This window comes from Streptomyces sp. WY228 (genome assembly GCF_019287315.1).
In the GTDB taxonomy this organism is placed as follows: domain Bacteria; phylum Actinomycetota; class Actinomycetes; order Streptomycetales; family Streptomycetaceae; genus Streptomyces; species Streptomyces caviscabies.
This window is the reverse complement of sequence record NZ_CP079114.1, coordinates 1401274-1420610: the sequence shown is the minus strand read 5'-3', so window position 1 is coordinate 1420610 and position 19337 is coordinate 1401274. Positions and strand designations below refer to the sequence as shown.

The window sequence follows — 19337 nt, the reverse complement described above, 5'->3', positions numbered from 1 at the left end:
GCCGGGATGAGGGAGAACGTCCAGATGAACCGCAAGACCCTGGTGCTGCCGGCCGTCGTCGGCCTGCTCGCCCCCGTGCTCGCCGCCTGCGGCAGCGCGGACAGCGGCGCCGGTGGCAACGGAGCCATCGTCGTCGGCACCACGGACCAGGTCGTGGCCTCCAAGGAGAACCCCGCGCCGCTCGACCCGGCCATCGGCTACGAAGCGGGCGTCTGGAACGTCCTGCGGCAGACCGTGCAGACCCTGACCGCAGTGCCCAACGGCGGCGGCGAGCCGGTGCCCGAGGCCGCCCGCAGCTGCACCTTCACCGACACCGCGAACGAGAGCTACCGCTGCACCCTGCGCGCGGGCCTCACCTTCGCCGACGGGACGCCCGTCACCGCCGAGGACGTGAAGCACTCCATCCAGCGCGTCATCGACATCGACGCGGACAGCGGGCCGGTCGGTCTGCTCGCCAACATCGACATGATCGAGACCAAGGGCGACGACCAGGTGATCTTCCACCTGAACACGCCCGACGCGACCTTCCCGTACAAGCTCGCCACCCCCGCCGCAGGCATCGTCCCGAAGGCGCAGTACCCGGCGAAGGAGGCGCGCACCGGATTCCAGGTCGACGGCTCCGGCCCGTACACCATGAAGCCGCAGGTCGAGGACGGCCGGGTGGTCAAGATCTCCTTCACCAAGAACCCCTCGTACAAGGGCGAGCTGAAGGTGCTCAACGACAAGGTCGAGATGGACCTCTTCCCCGACGCCGAGGCCATGGGCAAGGCGCTCGACGAGAAGAAGATCGACATGATGACCCGGGCGATGTCGCCCGAGCAGGCCCACGACATGCTCGTGAAGCCGAAGGAGGGCATCGAGCTCACCGAGATGCCCGGCCTGGCCATCAGCTACCTCGGGTTCAACACCAAGGACCCCGTGGTCAACAAGTCCGTCCGGCAGGCCATGGCGCAGATCATCGACCGGGGCGAGATCGCGGGCAAGGTGTACGGCACCACCGCCGAACCGCTCTACTCGCTGATCCCCTCCAGCATCGCCGGGCACACCAACGCCTTCTTCAACAAGTACGGCGAACCCAGCACCGCCAAGGCCGCGACGATCCTCCGCGACGCCGGGATCAAGACGCCGGTGAAGTTCACCCTGCACTACACCAACGACCACTACGGCTCGGCCACCGCCGAGGAGTTCAAGGCGCTCCAGCAGCAGCTGAACAGCTCCGGCCTCTTCGACGTCTCCGTCAAGGGCGAGGAGTGGTCGAAGTACCGCCCCGAGCAGAAGCGCGGCGACTACGCGGCCTACGGCATGGGCTGGTTCCCCGACTTCCCGGACCCGGACAACTACACCGCGCCCTTCCTGGACGCGAACAACTTCCTCAACTCGCCCTACCGCTCGCGCGAGGCGCAGAAGGTCCTCATCCCGCAGTCCCGCCGCGAGGCCGACCGCACCGCCGCCGCCGTCACCTACGAGAAGCTCCAGGACATCGTCGCCACCGATGTGCCGGTCCTTCCGATCTGGCAGGGCAAGCAGTACGTCGCCTCCCGCGACGGCATCGCCGGGGTGGAGCGCTCCGTCAGCGCCACCTCCGAGCTCCAGCTCTGGGAGCTCAACCGGCCCAGCGTCTGAGACCCGGCCGGAAAGCCGTCCGGCCCGCCCTCCTGGAAACAGGACGGACGGGCCGGACGGCTTCGTCGTACGGGGACTTCGTCGTGGGGGCCGCTACTGCGCGCCGGGGCGCACCAGCCCGCTCTCGTACGCGTACACAGCGGCCTGCACCCGGTCGCGCAGGCCCAGCTTCGTGAGCACATGGCCCACATGCGTCTTGACCGTCGTCTCGCTGACGAACAGATCCGCCGCGATCTCCGCGTTGGACAGCCCTCGCGCCACCAGCTTCAGCACCTCGACCTCACGGTCCGTCAATGTGTGCAGGGCGTCCGGCACCGGGTCCTCGCCGGACGGCAGATGGTCCGCGTACTTGTCGAGCAGCCGGCGCGTGATGCTCGGCGCGAGCATCGCCTCGCCCGCCGCCACCACCCGGATCGCCTGCACCAGCTCGGCCGCCGGAGCGTCCTTCAGCAGGAAGCCGCTCGCCCCCGCACGCAGCGCCTCCACCACGTACTCGTCGAGATCGAAGGTGGTCAGCACCAGCACCTTCGCCGGGCCGTCCTTCCCGGGGCCGGTGATCTGACGGGTCGCCTCCACCCCGTCCATCCGCGGCATCCGGATGTCCATCAGCACCACATCGGGCTGCAGCGCCCGCACCTGATCGATGGCCTGCAGACCGTCACCGGCCTCACCGACCACCGCCAGATCGCCTTCGGCCTCCAGAATCATCCGGAAACCGGTGCGCAGCAGAGGCTGGTCATCGACCAGAAGGACGCGGATCGCCACAGGAACACTCCTTAAGGGCCCTCAAGGGCCACGGCTCGGCCGGCCTCGGCCCGGACCGGTCCCATTCTGCCCTGGCCATCCTCACCCGGGTCCGCCGGGCGGACGGACAGCGGATAGACCGGGGGAGTCCCGCCGAATTCCGGACACACCGCCCGGTGGTCGCACCAGCCGCACAGCTTCGTCGGCCGGGGCCGCCAGTCACCGGTCTCCGTCGCCAGCGCGATCGCGTCCCACAGCGCCAGCAGCTTGCGCTCCACCCGCTCCAGGTCCGCGATCACCGGGTCGTACGTCATGACGTCCCCGCTGCCCAGATAGACCAGCTGGAGCCGGCGCGGCACGACGCCCTTCAGCCGCCAGATCACCAGCGCGTAGAACGTCATCTGGAACAGCGGCCCGTCGGAATACTCCGGCCGAGGCGCCTTGCCCGTCTTGTAGTCGACGATCCGGACCTCACCGCTCGGCGCGACGTCCACCCGGTCGATCACCCCGCGCAGCCGCAGCCCCGACTCCAGCTCCGTCTCCACGAACAGCTCGCGCTCCGCCGGCTCGAGACGCGTCGGGTCCTCCAGCGAGAACCACCGCTCCACCAGCTGCTCCGCCTCGCCCAGCCAGCGCGTCAGCCGCTCGCCCTCGCTGTCCTCCGCGAACAGCTCGCCCAGCTCCGGCCTCGACTCCAGCAGCCGGTCCCACTGGCCGGGGATCAGCGCCCGCGCCCGCGGCGCCGTACGGTCGGCCGCCGGGGCGTCGAAGAGCCGCTCCAGCACCGCATGGACCAGTGTGCCGCGGGTAGCCGCCTCGCTGGGCTTCTCCGGCAGCCTGTCGATGACCCGGAAGCGGTAGAGCAAGGGGCACTGCATGAAATCGCTCGCCCGCGACGGCGACAGGGACGAAGGCGGCCGGGGCGGCCGCGGCACGGAAGTCATGTCTCCAGACCCTACGGCCCGCCACTGACAGTCAGCGGCATACCATCGACGGCAGACCCTCGCACACTGCATGATCGTGGCAAAGGCCACTCACCGAACCGAAGGGACCCCGTGGACGAGAGCGGCGACAGCGGGCGGCCGCAGCCCGGCGCAGGGGGAACGGCCCCCGGCACCGACCCCGACAACGGCAAGCCGAAACGCCCCGCGGAACCCGGCGGCGGCCTGCTCATGGGCCGTCCCTTCGGCGTGCCCGTCTACGTCGCCCCCAGCTGGTTCGTCGTCGCCGCACTGATCACCTGGGTGTTCGGCGGGCAGCTCGACCGCGTGCTGCCCGAGCTCGGCGCCGCCCGCTATCTCGTCGCGCTGTTCTTCGCCATCGCCTTCTACGCCTCCGTACTCGTCCACGAACTGGCCCACACGGTCGCCGCGCTGCGCTACAAGCTCCCGGTCCGTCGCATCCAGCTCCAGTTCTTCGGCGGCGTCTCGGAGATCGAGAAGGAGAGCGAGACACCCGGCCGCGAGTTCGTCCTCGCCTTCGTCGGACCGCTCCTGTCCCTGGTCCTCGGCGGTGTCTTCTACGGCGCGATGCAGTTCGTCGAGCCCGGCACGGTCCCCGGCGTCCTGCTCGCGGGCCTGATGATCTCCAACCTCATCGTGGCCGCGTTCAACCTGCTGCCCGGCCTGCCCCTGGACGGCGGCCGGATGCTCCGCGCCGTCGTCTGGAAGATCACCGGCAAGCCCATGAGCGGCACCATCGCCGCCGCCTGGGTCGGCCGCGGCCTCGCCGTCGTCGTCCTCGTCGGACTGCCGCTGCTCACCCACACCGGAGCGCTCGGCGGCTCCGCCCAGGACATCGGCGGCGTCGAGACCGTCATGGACGCGCTGCTCGCCGCGATCCTCGCCGCCATCATCTGGACCGGCGCCGGGAACAGCCTGCGGATGGCCCGCCTCCGCGAGCACCTGCCCGACCTCCGGGCCCGCACCCTGACCCGCCGCGCCGTCCCCGTCGAGTCCGCCACCCCGCTCTCCGAGGCGCTGCGCCGGGCCAACGAGGCAGGCGCCCGCGCGCTGGTCGTCGTCGACGGACAGGGCAACCCCAAGGGCGTCGTCCGCGAGGCCGCCATCGTCGGTGTCCCCGAACACCGCCGCCCCTGGGTCGCCGTCAGCGGCCTCGCCCAGGACCTCACCGACGGCATGAAGGTCCCCGCGGAACTGGCCGGCGAAGCCCTCCTGGACCGGCTCAAGGCCACCCCCGCCACCGAGTACCTGGTGGTCGAGGAGACCGGCCAGATCTACGGAGTCCTCTCCACCGCCGACGTGGAGCGCGCCTTCGTCAAGGCCATGGCCCGCCCCGAAGCCTGACAGCCCTGTCCCGGCGGGGGAGCAGCGGCAGGAGGGCCCGGAATCACCGGTAGGCTGGTCGCATGTCTGAACCGACCGGTGCCGCCCGCCGACGCGGGCCCTTCAAGGTCGGGGACCAGGTACAGCTCACCGACCCCAAGGGCCGCCACTACACCTTCACGCTCGAAGCCGGAAAGAACTTCCACACCCACAAGGGTTCTTTCCCGCACGACGAGCTGATCGGTGCTCCCGAGGGCAGTGTTGTCCGCACCACGGGAAACGTCGCCTATCTCGCGCTGCGCCCCCTGCTCCCCGACTACGTCCTGTCCATGCCCCGCGGCGCCGCCGTGGTCTACCCCAAGGACGCGGGGCAGATCCTGGCCTTCGCCGACATCTTCCCCGGCGCCCGCGTCGTGGAGGCCGGGGTCGGCTCCGGCTCGCTCAGTACCTTCCTGCTGCGCGCCATCGGTGAGCAGGGCATGCTGCACTCCTACGAGCGCCGCGAGGACTTCGCCGAGATCGCCCAGCAGAACGTCGAGCGCTACTTCGGCTCGCCGCACCCCGCCTGGCAGCTGACCGTCGGCGACCTCCAGGACAACCTCTCCGACACCGACGTCGACCGCGTCGTGCTGGACATGCTCGCCCCCTGGGAGTGCCTGGAGGCCGTCTCCAAGGCCCTGGTGCCCGGCGGCATCCTCTGCGCCTACGTGGCCACCACCACCCAGCTCTCGCGCACCGTCGAGTCCATCCGCGAGATCGGCTGCTTCGCCGAACCGCAGCCCTGGGAGTCGATGATCCGCAACTGGCACGTGGAAGGCCTCGCCGTCCGCCCCGACCACCGGATGATCGGCCACACCGGCTTCCTGGTCACCGCCCGCCGCCTCGCGGACGGCGTCGAGCCGCCGCTGCGCCGCCGCCGCCCGTCCAAGGGCGCCTACGGCGAGGACTACGAGGGACCGGGCAGCCAGAGCCGCGGAGGCTCCGCCGCCGACCGCGGCTGACCCGGACAACGCACCGGCGCCGCCGTGCGGTTCCCCGACCGACCGGGGAACTGCGCGGCGGCGCCTTTTCGTTGAGACCTCATTCGTCGATACCCCGCCGTTCCGCCCGGGTGTGAGGTGTGGCACGATGCTGGCCACCCCTCGGGGGTGTTCCCACCCCCTCACCGGGCTTCCAGGAACCATCAGGAGACATACCGCGTGCAGACCCCCGCGCTCCCGGAGCTCGCCCACACCGCCGCCAAGCCGGTGCACTGGCTCGCCACGGCCGCGGCGATGGCGGGCGTCGTCGCCCTGGCCGGGCTGCTCCAGCCCCGTACGGCCACCGCGACCGCCACGGCCCCCGAGCAGCGGACCACCACGCAGCACGGCGCTCCCGTGCCCGCCCCGGACCCGGCCGGGGTGGACTTCCCGCTGGAGTGCGGCGGCGCCGGGACGACGGTCGCGAAACAGGCCCCCGGGGACCTCGACGGCGACGGGCGGCCGGAAACCGTCGCCGTGGTGCACTGCGCCGCCGGATCGGGCACCCCGCCCGGCGGCATCTACGTCCTGACACAGGCGAGCGGGGCCGCACCCCGGGTCGTGGCGACCCTGGTGGACCCCGCTGACAAGAAGACGGTCGGGGACTTCGCCGTACGGAACGGCGTCGTCTCGGCGACCCTCCTCGGCTACTCCTCGCTGGAGGTGCCCCGCTGCTGCCCCGACCAGGAGGAACAGGCCTCCTGGCGGTGGAAGGGCAACGCGTTCGTCCGCACCTCCGGAGACCTCGCCCGCAGCGTCTGAGCGCCGCCGCGCGGCACGGCTCCCGCCGTCCGGGCGATGGGCCCCGGCCGACTAGTCGGCGTCCGGCCCGTACACCTCGACGCTGTCCTTGACGCGCCGCACGTGGATGCAGTCCCCAGGGCACTCCTTGGCCGAATCCACGACGTCCTGGAGGAGCGGCAGCGGCACCGGAGTGGTCGCCCCGGGGTCCTGCAGCAGCTCGTCGTCGGAGCTCTTCACATACGCCAGGCCGTCGATGTCCAGCTCGAAGACGTCGGGGGCGTACTGCACACAGATGCCGTCGCCCGTACAGAGGTCCTGGTCGATCCAGACCTCCAGGTCCTGCGTGCCACTGTCGCCCGGCGAGTCCTGCTGCACGGTCATGTGTCCTGCCGTTCCTGCGTATCCGAACCAAATGGAGCCAAGCCCTGACGGGTGTTGAACAGTTCGACGATACAACCGGCGGCTTTCCGGTGGCGAAGGGTGGGTATTCCCTTGACGTGAGGGAGAGCGCAAGGGTGAAGATCGGACACACCCCGCAGTCTTTGTGATCTAGGGGTTTCAATCACCACCCACCCAGGTAGGGTCAGGAAGCGTCCAGCTCCCCATGGAGGAGGTGAGGACCGTGGCAGCCCACGACGACGACATCAACCGCGGCATCCGGCCCGCGCGAGGGTCCGAGGACCCAGCCGGCCAGGTTGCCTATCTCGAGCAGGAAATCGCCGTCCTGCGACGTAAGCTCGCCGACTCTCCGCGTCACACGAGGATTCTCGAAGAGCGGATCGTCGAGTTGCAGACGAACCTGGCAGGCGTGTCCGCACAGAACGAGCGGCTCGCCAACACGCTCCGTGAGGCGCGTGACCAGATCGTGGCCCTCAAGGAAGAGGTCGACCGGCTCGCGCAGCCGCCGGCCGGCTTCGGCGTCTTCCTGCAGGCCAACGAGGACGGCACCTGCGACATCTTCACCGGGGGCCGCAAGCTCCGGGTGAACGTCAGCCCCAGTGTCGAGCTCGAGGACCTCCGGCGTGGCCAGGAGGTCATGCTCAACGAAGCGCTCAACGTGGTCGAGGCCATGGAGTTCGAGCGGGCCGGGGACATCGTCACCCTCAAGGAGATTCTCGAGGACGGCGAGCGTGCCCTGGTGGTCGGGCACACCGACGAGGAGCGGGTGGTGCGGCTCGCCGAGCCGCTGCTGGACATCACCATCCGCGCCGGCGACGCCCTGCTCCTGGACTCCAGGTCGGGTTACGTCTACGAGGTGGTGCCCAAGAGCGAGGTCGAGGAACTCGTCCTCGAAGAGGTCCCGGACATCGACTACGACAAGATCGGCGGCCTGGGCGACCAGATCGAGCTGATCCGCGACGCGGTCGAGCTTCCGTATCTGCACCCCGACCTCTTCAAGGAACACGAGCTGCGCCCGCCGAAGGGCATCCTGCTCTACGGACCGCCCGGCTGTGGCAAGACGCTCATCGCCAAGGCCGTCGCCAATTCGCTCGCCAAGAAGGTCGCCGAGGTCACCGGGCAGCCCGCGGGGAAGAGCTACTTCCTCAATATCAAGGGCCCCGAGCTCCTCAACAAGTACGTCGGCGAGACCGAGCGGCACATCCGCCTGGTCTTCCAGCGTGCCCGGGAGAAGGCGAGCGAGGGTACCCCCGTCATCGTCTTCTTCGACGAGATGGAATCCCTCTTCCGCACCCGCGGCAGCGGCGTCAGCTCGGACGTGGAGAACACCATCGTCCCGCAGCTGCTCGCCGAGATCGACGGGGTGGAGGGCCTGGAGAACGTCATCGTCATCGGCGCCTCCAACCGCGAGGACATGATCGACCCCGCCATCCTGCGCCCCGGCCGTCTCGATGTGAAGATCAAGATCGAGCGTCCGGACGCCGAGGCGGCGAAGGACATCTTCGCGAAGTACCTCACCCCGTCGCTCCCGCTGCACGCGGACGACCTCTCCGAGCACACCGGCTCGCGGGAGGCCGCCGCCCACGCCATGATCCAGTCGGTCGTGGAGCGGATGTACACGGAGTCCGAGGAGAACCGCTTCCTCGAGGTGACGTACGCCAACGGCGACAAGGAAGTCCTGTACTTCAAGGACTTCAACTCCGGCGCGATGATTCAGAACATCGTCGACCGGGCAAAGAAAATGGCCATCAAGGCATTCCTGGAACAGGGCCAGAAGGGGCTGCGGGTGGCTCATCTCCTGCAGGCCTGCGTGGACGAGTTCAAGGAGAACGAGGACCTGCCGAACACCACCAACCCGGACGACTGGGCCAGGATTTCCGGTAAGAAGGGTGAGCGGATCGTCTTCATCCGCACACTCGTCACCGGAAAGCAGGGCGCGGACACCGGACGCTCCATCGATACGGTGGCCAATACCGGCCAGTACCTGTAATACACGGACCGGCTGCGGAAGTCCTCAGGGACTCCGCAGCCGGTCGCATTCCCCCGTTCCGGCCATGCCGGAGCAATGTCGTAATGGAGCTCCCCACCGGCGCAGAGGCGCTCTAGGCTCTGCGGTACCGCCGAGTCGCGCAGTGCGGTGACGGGCACCGCACACGCACCGGACTCAGCAGCGGTACTTGAGCGTCGCTCCCGGACGGGACCGACGCCGGGCAAGGAGGGCCGCATGACCGTACGGCGAGTAATGGGCATCGAGACGGAGTACGGGATCTCCGTCCCCGGCCACCCCAACGCCAATGCCATGCTCACCTCGTCCCAGATCGTGAACGCCTACGCGGCGGCGATGCACCGGGCGCGACGCGCCCGCTGGGACTTCGAGGAGGAGAACCCGCTGCGTGACGCGCGAGGCTTCGACCTCGCCCGGGAGACCGCCGACTCCAGCCAGCTCACCGACGAGGACATCGGCCTGGCCAATGTCATCCTCACCAACGGCGCCCGGCTGTACGTCGACCACGCGCACCCCGAATACAGCTCCCCGGAGATCACCAATCCGCGTGACGCGGTGCTCTGGGACAAGGCCGGCGAACGGATCATGGCGGAGGCCGCCGAGCGGGCGGCCGCCATCCCCGGCGCCCAGCCGATCCACCTCTACAAGAACAACACCGACAACAAGGGCGCCTCCTACGGCACGCACGAGAACTACCTCATGCAGCGGGAGACGCCGTTCTCGGACATCGTGCGCCATCTGACGCCGTTCTTCGTCTCACGCCAGGTCGTCACGGGCGCGGGCCGGGTCGGCATCGGCCAGGACGGCCACGAGCACGGCTTCCAGATCAGTCAGCGCGCCGACTACTTCGAGGTCGAGGTCGGTCTGGAGACCACGCTGAAGCGCCCCATCATCAACACCCGGGACGAGCCCCACTCCGACGCGGAGAAGTACCGCCGGCTCCATGTGATCATCGGCGATGCCAACCTCTCGGAGATCTCCACCTATCTCAAGCTCGGCACCACGTCCCTGGTGCTCTCCATGATCGAGGACGCCTTCATCAACGTCGACCTCGCGGTCGACCAGCCCGTACGCACCCTGCACCAGGTCTCCCACGACCCGGATCTGCGGCAGCTGATCACGCTCCGCAGCGGCCGGACACTCACCGCGGTCCAGTTGCAGATGGAGTACTTCGAGCTGGCCCGCAAATACGTCGACGAGCGGTACGGCGCGGACGCCGACGAACAGACCAAGGACATCCTGACCCGCTGGGAGGACACGCTCAACCGGCTGGAGACGGATCCGATGAGCCTGTCGGGCGAGCTGGACTGGATCGCCAAGCGGGAGCTCATGGAGGGCTACCGCCGCCGCGATTCGCTGGACTGGGACGCCCCCCGGCTGCATCTGGTGGACCTCCAGTACGCGGACGTACGGCCCGACAAGGGCCTCTACAACCGTCTGGCGGCCCGCGGGAAGATGAAGCGCCTCCTGGACGAGGACGACGTCACCAGGGCCCGTGCGAAGCCTCCGGAGGACACCAGGGCCTACTTCCGGGGCCGCTGCCTGGAGCAGTACGCCGACGACGTGGCGGCGGCCTCCTGGGACTCGGTGATCTTCGACCTGCCCGACCGCGACTCCCTGCAGCGGGTGCCCACCCTGGAGCCGCTGCGCGGGACGAAGGAACACGTCAAGGACCTGCTGGACCGCTGCCGTACGGCGGAAGAGCTGGTCCGGACGCTGTCGGGCGGCTGAAAGGCCTCCGGGCTGGGAATCAATCACCCGAGGCCCGGACGTTGAACAACTACCGGGCCAAATGTCGGACCCCGTGGGTAGGGTCTGATCAAGAGCTTCGATTGCTTCGAACCGAGCGGGGTGAGCTACATGGCGACCAAGGACACCGGCGGCGGACAGCAGAAGGCGACGCGTTCCACCGAGGAGGTCGAGGAGCAGGCGCAGGACGCGCAGGCGTCCGAGGACCTCGCGGAACGCCAGGAGAAGCTGAGCGACGATGTCGACTCGGTTCTGGACGAGATCGACGACGTCCTCGAAGAGAACGCCGAGGACTTCGTCCGTTCCTTCGTTCAAAAGGGTGGGCAGTAGTTCACCGGTGTGAACGTCGGATAGGGGGCGGGGTGGCGGCGTCCGTCGTCACCCCGCCCGCCGGCCGGGCCTGCTCGGCGGGCCGCCGGATCGGTGCGGATAACCCCCGCCGAACATGTGGATCACTCCCGCCGGGCGGGTAGGGTCCGTGGCGTAGTACTTGCTTCAACGGCAATTCGGCCATCGGCAAGTTGGGGGATGATCCTGACTTTCTTGCGCAGGGCCATCGCATACCTGGAGGGAAACGCGTGGAAGCCAACACTCGTAGCACCGGGCGTCTACCAGCTGCCTTCCTGACGCCGGGTTCGTCCTCGTTCATGGACTTCCTGTCCGACCAGTCGCCCGAGATGCTCCCGGGCAACCGGAGCCTTCCGCCGCTCCAGGGGGCCATCGAGGCGCCGCACGGGACGACCATCGTCTCGGCGTCCTTCCCGGGCGGTGTGGTCCTGGCCGGTGACCGGCGCGCCACCATGGGCAACATGATCGCGCAGCGCGACATCGAGAAGGTCTTCCCGGCCGACGAGTACTCGGCGGTGGGCATCGCCGGCACCGCCGGACTGGCCGTGGAGATGGTCAAGCTGTTCCAGCTGGAGCTGGAGCACTTCGAGAAGGTCGAGGGCGCGCAGCTCTCCCTGGAGGGCAAGGCCAACCGGCTCTCCACCATGATCCGCAGCAACCTCGCCATGGCCATGCAGGGCCTCGCCGTGGTGCCCCTCTTCGCGGGTTACGACGTCGACCGCGACAAGGGCCGCATCTTCTCCTACGACGTCACCGGCGGCCGCTCCGAGGAGACCGGCTACGCCGCCACCGGTTCCGGGTCGATCTTCGCCCGCAACGCCATGAAGAAGCTCTACCGCGAGGACCTGACGCAGGACCAGGCCCTCACCCTGGTCGTACAGGCGCTGTACGACGCGGCGGACGACGACTCGGCGACCGGCGGCCCGGACGTGGCCCGCCGCATCTACCCGATCCTCACCGTCATCACCGACGAGGGTTTCCGGAGGCTGACCGACCAGGAGTCCGGCGAGATCGCGCGCTCCGTCCTGGAACGCCGACTCGAGCAGCCCGACGGCCCGCGCGCCGCGCTGCTCTGATCCGGGCCCCGAGCCTCCCCAGACGCACTCGTCACTGACAGAAAGGGACGGATAACCGGTGTCGACGCCGTTCTATGTCTCACCCCAGCAGGCCATGGCCGACCGGGCGGAATACGCCCGCAAGGGCATCGCCCGTGGTCGCAGCCTCGTCGTGCTGCAGTATGCCGACGGCATTGTGTTCGTCGGCGAGAACCCGTCCCGTGCGCTGCACAAGTTCAGCGAGATCTATGACCGGATCGGCTTCGCGGCCGCCGGCAAGTACAACGAGTACGAGAACCTCCGCATCGGCGGCGTGCGCTACGCCGATCTGCGCGGATACACCTACGACCGCGACGATGTGACGGCCCGTGGGCTGGCCAACGTCTACGCCCAGACGCTCGGCACCATCTTCTCCAGTGCGGCCGAGAAGCCGTACGAGGTGGAGCTGGTGGTCGCCGAGGTCGGCAGCGAGGCCGAGGGCGACCAGATCTACCGGCTGCCGCACGACGGTTCGATCGTGGACGAGCACGGCTCGGTCGCGGTCGGCGGCAACGCCGAGCAGATCAGCAGCTTCCTCGACCAGCGCCACCGCGACGGCATGACCCTCGCCGAGGCGCTCAAGCTGGCCGTCCAGGCGCTCTCGCGGGAGCCGGGCGGCGGCGAGCGGGAGATCCCCGCGGAGCGGCTGGAGGTCGCGGTCCTGGACCGCACCCGCCCCCAGCAGCGCAAGTTCAAGCGGATCGTCGGCCGTCAGCTGGCCCGGCTGCTGGAGACGGAAGCCGCGGCCAGCACGCCCACGGACGCCCCGTCCGACGCCGAGGACGGCGACTCCACCGATAAGGACACCGGCAGCGCGTCCGGCTCCACGGAGGAGACGGAGAAGTAGGCAGCACCTCAGGTGCCCCCGGGTTCCGGCCCGGGGGCACCGTCATGTCCGGTCGGCGGGCGGCGGCGCCGTGGAGCCGCGTACGACGAGGCGGACCGGCAGACCCCCGGGCCGGGCGGGGCGGCCGTCCAGCACGGCGAGCAGCGCCTCCATGCCCCGCTCGCCGACCTGCTCGGCCGGCAGCCGCACCGTGGTCAGCTCCGGTTCCAGCGCGGTGGCCAGCGCCAGATCGTCGAATCCGGTGACCGACAGCTCGTCCGGCACCCGCAGCCCGAGTCTGCGGGCCGCCTTGCAGGCGCCGGCGGCCAGGATGTCGTCGTCGCAGACGATCGCGGTGGGCCGCTCCCCGGTGGCCGCCAGCGCCTGTTCCACCGCCTCGCGCCCCGCCCGTACGTCCAGCGGGGCCCGTACGGTGCGTACCGTCGCGTCCCCCGCCGCGCCCAGCGCGCCCAGCGCGTCCTGCAGCGCCCCGGCGCGCACGGCGAAAGTCCAGGTGTCCACGGCGGACGCCAGATGCAGGAAGCGGCGGTGACCGAGGCCCAGCAGATGGTCCGTCACCTGCCGCATCCCGTCCGCGATGTCGAGGTTCACATGGGCGGCGGGCCCGGTGTCCGACGGGTCGCTGTCCAGCATCACCAGCGGCAGATCCGCCCCGTGCAGCGCGCCCAGCGCTTCGGCGGCCATCGAGGACGCGATGACGCCGTCGAGCGCCGCGCGGGCCGAGGCGAACGGGTCCCGGGCCGGTCCCGTGCCGTCGGGCGAGGGGTAGAGCACCACGCCGAAGTCGTGCTCGGCGGCGAGTGCCGCGGCCCCGGCGTACACCCGGGCGAAGAACTCGTTGGTGAGCGCCGGAACCACCAGCAGCGCCGTCCTGGTGCTGCCGAGCCGCAGACTGCGGGCCGCCAGATTGGGCCGGTAGCCGAGCTCCGCCGCCGCGTCCCGGACCCGCTGGGCGGTGACTTCCGACACCCGGCCGGGCCACTTCCCGCCGAGCACCAGCGAGACCGTCGCCTGGGAGACGCCCGCCGCACGGGCCACGTCACGGCTGGTGGGCCGGGCGGGGACGGGCTGCTGCGCGCTGGTCACTCGTGCCTCCGTGCGGGATGTTCCGTAACGCCGCGAGGTGGACCCGCGAACTGCGCACATGGTACGTATGAGCCTCGACGTTATACGTAACACCTCGGCGGGCCGCGCGGCCCGCCGAGGCGGAGAGGGGCGGGAATGGCCGCGGGATATCTGGACATCCTCCGGGCGCGGCATGCCGCCCGGCTGCTGACGGGCACCCTGGTGGGGCGGCTGCCCAACGGCACCGCGCACATCGCGATCGTGCTGTTCACCCGGGCCGAGGGCGGCAGCTACACCCTGGCCGGCGCGCTCGCCGCCGCGTACGGTCTGGCCACCGCCGTCGGGCAGCCGCTGCTCGGCCGCGCGGTGGACCTGTACGGGCAGCCGCGCGTCCAGCTCCCGGCCGCCGTGCTCTCCGCGCTCGGCATGGCCCTGCTGGCCCTCACCGGCCTCGGCTCGCTCCCGCTGGCCTACCTCGCCGTCATCATCGCCGGAGTCGCCACACCGCCCCTGGAGGGCGGCCTGCGGGCCCTGTGGCCCAGCGTCCTCAAGGGCGAGGGGCAGGTGCACCGGGCCTACGCCATGGACGCCGTCGCGCAGGAGATCATGTTCACCGTCGGACCGCTCCTGGTGACGCTGCTCGTCTCGCTCTGGTCCCCGGCCGCCGCCCTGCTCGTCATCAACGCCATCGGCGTCCTCGGCGCGCTCTCGGTCGTCCTCTCCGAGCCCTCGCGCACCTGGCGCTCCGCACCCCGCGAGGCGCACTGGCTCGGCGCGCTGCGCTCGCCCGGACTCCTCGCCCTGCTCGGCGCGTTCTTCTTCGTCGGACTCGCCCTCGGCTCCATCACGGTGGCCGGAGTGGCCTACGCGGACGACCACGGCCGGGAGTCGGTGTACGGCTGGCTGATGGCCGCGCTCGGCCTCGGTGCGCTGATCGGCGGCCTGGTCTACGGGGCGCGGCAGTGGGCCGGTGCGCCGGAGAAGCGGCTGCGGGTCATCGTCGGGCTGCTGGCGCTGGGCTATCTGCCGCTGACGCTCACCCCTTCCGTGCCCGTCATGACCGCCTTCGCGGCCCTCGCCGGAGTGTTCCTCGCGCCGGCCATCGCCTGCTCCTTCATCGTGGTCGACCGGCACGCCCCGCGGGGCACGGTGACCGAGGCGTTCTCCTGGCTCGTCACCACGTTCGGCGTAGGCGCGGCGGCCGGTACGGCCGTCGCCGGACCGGCCGTCGAACTCGGCTCGACCGCCTGGAGCTTCGCCGTGGCGGGGGCCGGGGGAGTGGCCGCCCTGGTGGTCCTCCTGGCCACCGGGAGGGTACTGGCGGCTCCCGCCCGTACGGCCGCCGTCGTGACGGGATCGGAAAATGATCGAAACGGTGCCGTCGAACCCGGTTTCAGCTCGGGCCATAAGGCGTAATGTTCAGTCATGGACCGCCGCATTTTCGGGCTGGAGAACGAGTACGGCGTCACGTGCACGTTCAGGGGACAGCGCCGACTGTCACCTGACGAAGTGGCGCGCTACCTCTTCCGCCGTGTTGTGTCATGGGGCCGCAGCAGCAACGTCTTTCTGCGGAACGGCGCCCGCCTCTACCTCGACGTGGGATCGCATCCGGAATATGCAACCCCCGAATGCGACAACGTGACCGAACTGGTCACGCACGACAAGGCGGGCGAGCGCATTCTCGAAGGCCTGCTCGTCGACGCCGAACGCCGCCTGCACGAGGAGGGAATCGCGGGCGACGTCTATCTCTTCAAGAACAACACCGACTCGGCGGGAAACTCCTACGGCTGCCACGAGAACTACCTCGTGGCCCGGCACGGAGAATTCTCCCGGCTCGCGGACATCCTCATTCCGTTCCTCGTCACCAGGCAGCTGATCTGCGGCGCGGGCAAGGTGCTCCAGACCCCGCGCGGCGCGGTCTACTGCGTCAGCCAGCGTGCCGAACACATCTGGGAGGGCGTCAGCTCCGCGACCACCCGCTCCCGGCCGATCATCAACACCCGCGACGAACCCCACGCCGACGCCGAGCGGTACCGCCGCCTCCACGTCATCGTCGGTGACTCCAACATGTCCGAGACGACCATGCTGCTCAAGGTCGGCGCCACCGACCTGGTGCTCCGCATGATCGAGGCGGGCACGGTGATGCGCGACCTGACCCTGGAGAACCCGATCCGGGCGATCCGCGAGGTCAGCCACGACCTCACCGGGCAGCGCAAGGTGCGCCTGGCCAGCGGCCGGGAGGCCTCGGCCATCGAGGTGCAGCGGGAGTACTACGAGAAGGCCGTGGACTTCGTCGAGCGCCGGGGCATCCGCACCGGCACCGTCGACCAGGTCCTGGAGCTGTGGGGCCGCACCCTGGACGCGATCGAGGCCGAGGACCTCGACCGGATCGACACCGAGATCGACTGGGTCATGAAGTACAAGCTCATCGAGCGGTACCGGGCCAAGCACAACATGACCATGTCGAACCCGCGGGTCGCCCAGATAGACCTCGCCTACCACGACATCCACCGCCGCCGTGGCCTCTTCTACCTCCTGGAGCGCAAGGGGCAGACCGCCCGCATCTGCAACGACCTCAAGATCTTCGAGGGCAAGTCGGTGCCCCCGCAGACCACCCGGGCACGGCTGCGCGGCGACTTCATCCGCCGGGCCCAGGAGCAGCGGCGGGACTTCACCGTCGACTGGGTCCACCTCAAGCTCAACGACCAGGCGCAGCGCACGGTGCTGTGCAAGGACCCGTTCCGCTCCGTGGACGAGCGGGTGGAGAAGCTGATCGCCGGCATGTGACCAAGGGCGACCCGCATCACGGCCCCGGCCCCCAGGACCCACCGGTCCTGGGGGCCGGGGCCGTCCGTGCGAGGTCCGGCTCCAACCGAATCGGAGGGCCTAGAGTGTTACGGGACCGAATCACCGTGCCCCCTGAGATCTGAGGAACCAGTGCGCCGAATTGCCGGCCTTCTTCTCGCCCCCCTCCTGCTGCTGTCGGCAGTGGCGTGCGGCAGCGACGACAAGGCCTCCGACTCCGCCTCGTCCAAGAACGGCGTCCCCGCGATCACCGCGGGCGCCAAGGTCGGAGAGAAGCCCACCCTCTCCAAGGGCGAGGGCGACCCGCCCAAGGAGCTGAAGACCGAGGTCATCAGCGAGGGCGACGGCGCGAAGCTCAAGAACGGCGACGCGATCCAGGTCAACTACCTCGGCCAGGCCTGGGACTCGACCAAGCCGTTCGACAACAGCTTCGACCGCAAGCAGCCCTTCGACCTGACGCTCGGCGCCGGAATGGTCATCCAGGGCTGGGACAAGGGCCTGGTCGGCCAGAAGGTCGGCAGCCGCGTCGAGCTGGTCATCCCGCCGGAGCTCGGCTACGGCGAGCAGGGCCAGGGCGACATCAAGCCCAACGCCACCCTGGTGTTCGTCGTCGACATCCTGAAGGCCACCCAGATCCCGGCCTCCGCCAAGGGCACCGAAGTGGCCCAGGACAACATCGACCTGCCCAAGGTCGGCGTGAAGACCGACGGCAAGGCTCCGACGGTCACCATCCCCGCGAGCGACCCGCCGAAGAAGCTCGTCTCCAACTACGTCCTGGAGTCCGACGGCGAGGTCGTCAAGGAGTCCGACAGCGTCGTCGTGAACTACGTCGGCATGATCTGGAAGGGCGCCAAGGAGTTCGACAACACGTACACCACGGGCAAGACCCAGACCTTCCCGCTGTCCCAGGTCACCCTCAAGGGCCTGAAGAGCGGTCTGATCGACAAGAAGGTCGGCAGCCGCGTGCTGCTCGTCATCCCGCCGGACCAGGCCTTCGGTGACCAGCAGCAGCAGGCCATCCCGAAGAACTCCACCCTGGTCTTCGCCGTGGACATCCTGGCCAAGGTGTAAGACTGTCCCGGTTGCCCAGTTCATCAGTAAGAGGAGCAGTTCAGTGAGCATCGAGAAGCCCGAGGTCGACTTCCCGGGCGGCGAGCCGCCGGCCGATCTGGAGATCAAGGACATCTGGGAGGGCGACGGCGCGGTGGCCCAGGCCGGCCAGAACGTCTCCGTCCACTACGTGGGCGTGTCCTTCTCCACCGGCGAGGAGTTCGACAGCTCCTGGAACCGCGGCACCCCGCTGCAGTTCCGGCTCGGCGGCGGCCAGGTCATCGCCGGCTGGGACCAGGGCGTGCAGGGCATGAAGGTCGGCGGCCGTCGCCAGCTGACCATCCCCGCGCACCTCGCCTACGGCGACCGCGGCGCCGGCGGCAAGATCGCCCCCGGTGAGACGCTGATCTTCGTCTGCGACCTCGTCGCGGTCTGATCCGTTCCGGTTCCACGCAGGAGGGCCCCCGCCGCACGGCGGGGGCCCTCCTCGCTGTCCGGCGGCGCGTTCCGCCGCTCCGCGGTCCGCGGCCCGGCTTTGGTCCCGACCTCCCGGGGCGGTACGGTCGACGGTCGTAGCGACAAGAGAAAGGGCGTCGATGGCGATTGCCAAGGCCGAGCGGTTGATGAACCTCGCGCTGTGCCTGCTGGGGACCCGGCGCCCGCTCAGCAAGCGCGAACTCCGCGGATCCATCGAGGCCTACCTCGAAGCGGGTTCCGACGACTCCTTCAACCGGATGTTCGAGCGCGACAAGGACGATCTGCGCGAACTCGGCCTCGTCATCGAGACCGTGGAGAACCTCGACGGCGACACCGGCTACCTGGCCCGCCGCGACAGCAACCGGCTGCCCCCCATCACCCTGGACGCCGAGGAGGCCGCCGCCCTCGGTCTCGCCGCCAAGGTCTGGCAGCAGGCCCGCCTCGCCGGAGCCGCCAGCGGCGCCCTGCAGAAGCTGCGCGCCGCCGGAATGCCCGAGGCCGAGGACGACTACGAGGTGCACAGCGCCCTCGAACCCCGCATCCCCGTCCACGAGGCCGCCTTCGAGCCCCTGATGCTCGCCTGCCGCGACCGCCGCCCCGTCACCTTCGACTACCGCAAGGCCAACTCCGCCCGCGCCGAACAGCGCCAGGTCGAACCCTGGACCCTCGAATGCTGGCGCGGCCACTGGTATCTGGCCGGCTGGGACCGTGAGCGCGGCGCCGAACGCGTCTTCCGGCTCTCCCGCATCACCGGCAAGGTCCGCTCCCGTGCCGGAGCCTTCAGCGCCGAGGTGCCCGACGCGGTCACCGTCCGCGAGACCGTCGAGAGCTGGGCCGGCGAGACCGCGACCCGGACCGCCCGGATCAGGCTCCGCGCCGGAGCCGGCTACCCGCTGCGGTCGCGCGCGAGCGCCGTCCGGGAACGCGGCGACGGCTGGGACGAGCTGGAGATCCCGTACGGACACGGCCTCGACGCCTGGCTCGTCGAGTTCGGCCCGGACGTCGTCGTGGAGGAACCCGCCGATCTGCGGGCCGATGTGGTGGACCGGCTCCGCGCCGTGGCCAAGGACTAGGGGCAGGGAA

Annotated in this window: 18 protein-coding genes and 1 pseudogene; 15 read left to right on the top strand and 4 right to left on the bottom strand. The window is 69.8% G+C overall.

Annotated elements, in window-relative coordinates:
* Positions 1–24 precede the first annotated feature (24 nt).
* Positions 25–1623 (top strand): ABC transporter substrate-binding protein, encoded by a 1599-nt coding sequence (locus KV381_RS05935; protein ID WP_030088233.1) that lies wholly within the window; start codon positions 25–27, stop codon positions 1621–1623.
* Between the two features lie 93 nt (positions 1624–1716).
* Here KV381_RS05935 and KV381_RS05930 read toward each other — a convergent pair whose 3' ends face one another.
* Positions 1717–2388 (bottom strand): response regulator transcription factor, encoded by a 672-nt coding sequence (locus KV381_RS05930; RefSeq protein ID WP_003970158.1) that lies wholly within the window; start codon positions 2386–2388, stop codon positions 1717–1719.
* An 11-nt stretch (positions 2389–2399) separates the two neighbouring features.
* Complete coding sequence (locus tag KV381_RS05925; RefSeq protein ID WP_230543912.1) at positions 2400–3245, bottom strand: PD-(D/E)XK nuclease family protein; 846 nt, start codon at positions 3243–3245, stop codon at positions 2400–2402.
* 177 nt (positions 3246–3422) lie between these two features.
* Here KV381_RS05925 and KV381_RS05920 point away from each other — a divergent pair, with 177 nt between their 5' ends.
* From KV381_RS05920 to KV381_RS05910, 3 genes are all read left to right on the top strand, one after another.
* On the top strand, positions 3423–4673 hold the full coding sequence (locus KV381_RS05920; protein ID WP_030088237.1) for a site-2 protease family protein: 1251 nt from the start codon (positions 3423–3425) through the stop codon (positions 4671–4673).
* Between the two features lie 62 nt (positions 4674–4735).
* Complete coding sequence (locus KV381_RS05915; RefSeq protein WP_003970161.1) at positions 4736–5653, top strand: tRNA (adenine-N1)-methyltransferase; 918 nt, start codon at positions 4736–4738, stop codon at positions 5651–5653.
* A gap of 198 nt (positions 5654–5851) precedes the next feature.
* The gene (locus KV381_RS05910) at positions 5852–6433 is read left to right on the top strand and encodes a hypothetical protein (RefSeq protein WP_030088240.1); all 582 of its coding nucleotides are present in this window, start codon (positions 5852–5854) and stop codon (positions 6431–6433) included.
* 51 nt (positions 6434–6484) lie between these two features.
* Here KV381_RS05910 and KV381_RS05905 read toward each other — a convergent pair whose 3' ends face one another.
* Positions 6485–6796, bottom strand: a complete 312-nt coding sequence (locus KV381_RS05905) for a ferredoxin (protein ID WP_030088242.1) — start codon at positions 6794–6796, stop codon at positions 6485–6487.
* A 241-nt stretch (positions 6797–7037) separates the two neighbouring features.
* Here KV381_RS05905 and arc point away from each other — a divergent pair, with 241 nt between their 5' ends.
* From arc to prcA, 6 genes and pseudogenes are all read left to right on the top strand, one after another.
* Positions 7038–8804 (top strand): proteasome ATPase, encoded by a 1767-nt coding sequence (gene arc, locus KV381_RS05900; protein ID WP_030632382.1) that lies wholly within the window; start codon positions 7038–7040, stop codon positions 8802–8804.
* Positions 8805–9038: 234 nt separating this feature from the next.
* Positions 9039–10550 carry a depupylase/deamidase Dop gene (gene dop / locus KV381_RS05895; protein ID WP_030632380.1) on the top strand — a complete coding sequence of 504 codons (1512 nt, stop codon included), beginning with the start codon at positions 9039–9041 and terminating at the stop codon, positions 10548–10550.
* A 129-nt stretch (positions 10551–10679) separates the two neighbouring features.
* Entirely contained in the window at positions 10680–10898 is a 219-nt protein-coding gene (locus tag KV381_RS05890; RefSeq protein ID WP_003970166.1) for a ubiquitin-like protein Pup, read from the top strand.
* A gap of 105 nt (positions 10899–11003) precedes the next feature.
* A pseudogene (locus KV381_RS36345) lies at positions 11004–11195 on the top strand (endonuclease domain-containing protein); the annotation flags it as partial.
* The gene (prcB, locus tag KV381_RS05885; RefSeq protein WP_030088248.1) at positions 11147–11992 is read left to right on the top strand and encodes a proteasome subunit beta; all 846 of its coding nucleotides are present in this window, start codon (positions 11147–11149) and stop codon (positions 11990–11992) included. The pseudogene KV381_RS36345 and the gene prcB, both read left to right, overlap by 49 nt.
* Before the next feature lie 58 nt (positions 11993–12050).
* Entirely contained in the window at positions 12051–12857 is an 807-nt protein-coding gene (gene prcA / locus KV381_RS05880) for a proteasome subunit alpha (protein ID WP_030088250.1), read from the top strand.
* 42 nt (positions 12858–12899) lie between these two features.
* On the opposite strand, the gene KV381_RS05875 is transcribed toward prcA, so the two are convergent.
* A complete protein-coding gene (locus tag KV381_RS05875) occupies positions 12900–13943 on the bottom strand; it encodes a LacI family DNA-binding transcriptional regulator (protein WP_218784805.1) in 1044 nt (347 codons plus the stop codon).
* 135 nt (positions 13944–14078) lie between these two features.
* Between KV381_RS05875 and KV381_RS05870 the strand changes: the two genes are divergently transcribed.
* The 5 genes from KV381_RS05870 (at position 14079) to KV381_RS05850 (ending at position 19327) form a co-directional block, all read left to right on the top strand.
* A complete protein-coding gene (locus KV381_RS05870; protein ID WP_030088254.1) occupies positions 14079–15338 on the top strand; it encodes an MFS transporter in 1260 nt (419 codons plus the stop codon).
* A gap of 9 nt (positions 15339–15347) precedes the next feature.
* Positions 15348–16709 carry a Pup--protein ligase gene (gene pafA / locus KV381_RS05865; RefSeq protein ID WP_026290808.1) on the top strand — a complete coding sequence of 454 codons (1362 nt, stop codon included), beginning with the start codon at positions 15348–15350 and terminating at the stop codon, positions 16707–16709.
* A 150-nt stretch (positions 16710–16859) separates the two neighbouring features.
* Positions 16860–17798, top strand: coding sequence for an FKBP-type peptidyl-prolyl cis-trans isomerase (locus KV381_RS05860; RefSeq protein ID WP_218784803.1), 939 nt, complete (start codon positions 16860–16862; stop codon positions 17796–17798).
* 43 nt (positions 17799–17841) lie between these two features.
* Positions 17842–18213, top strand: coding sequence for an FKBP-type peptidyl-prolyl cis-trans isomerase (locus KV381_RS05855; RefSeq protein ID WP_030088262.1), 372 nt, complete (start codon positions 17842–17844; stop codon positions 18211–18213).
* Between the two features lie 160 nt (positions 18214–18373).
* Entirely contained in the window at positions 18374–19327 is a 954-nt protein-coding gene (locus tag KV381_RS05850; protein ID WP_218784801.1) for a YafY family protein, read from the top strand.
* Positions 19328–19337 lie beyond the last annotated feature (10 nt).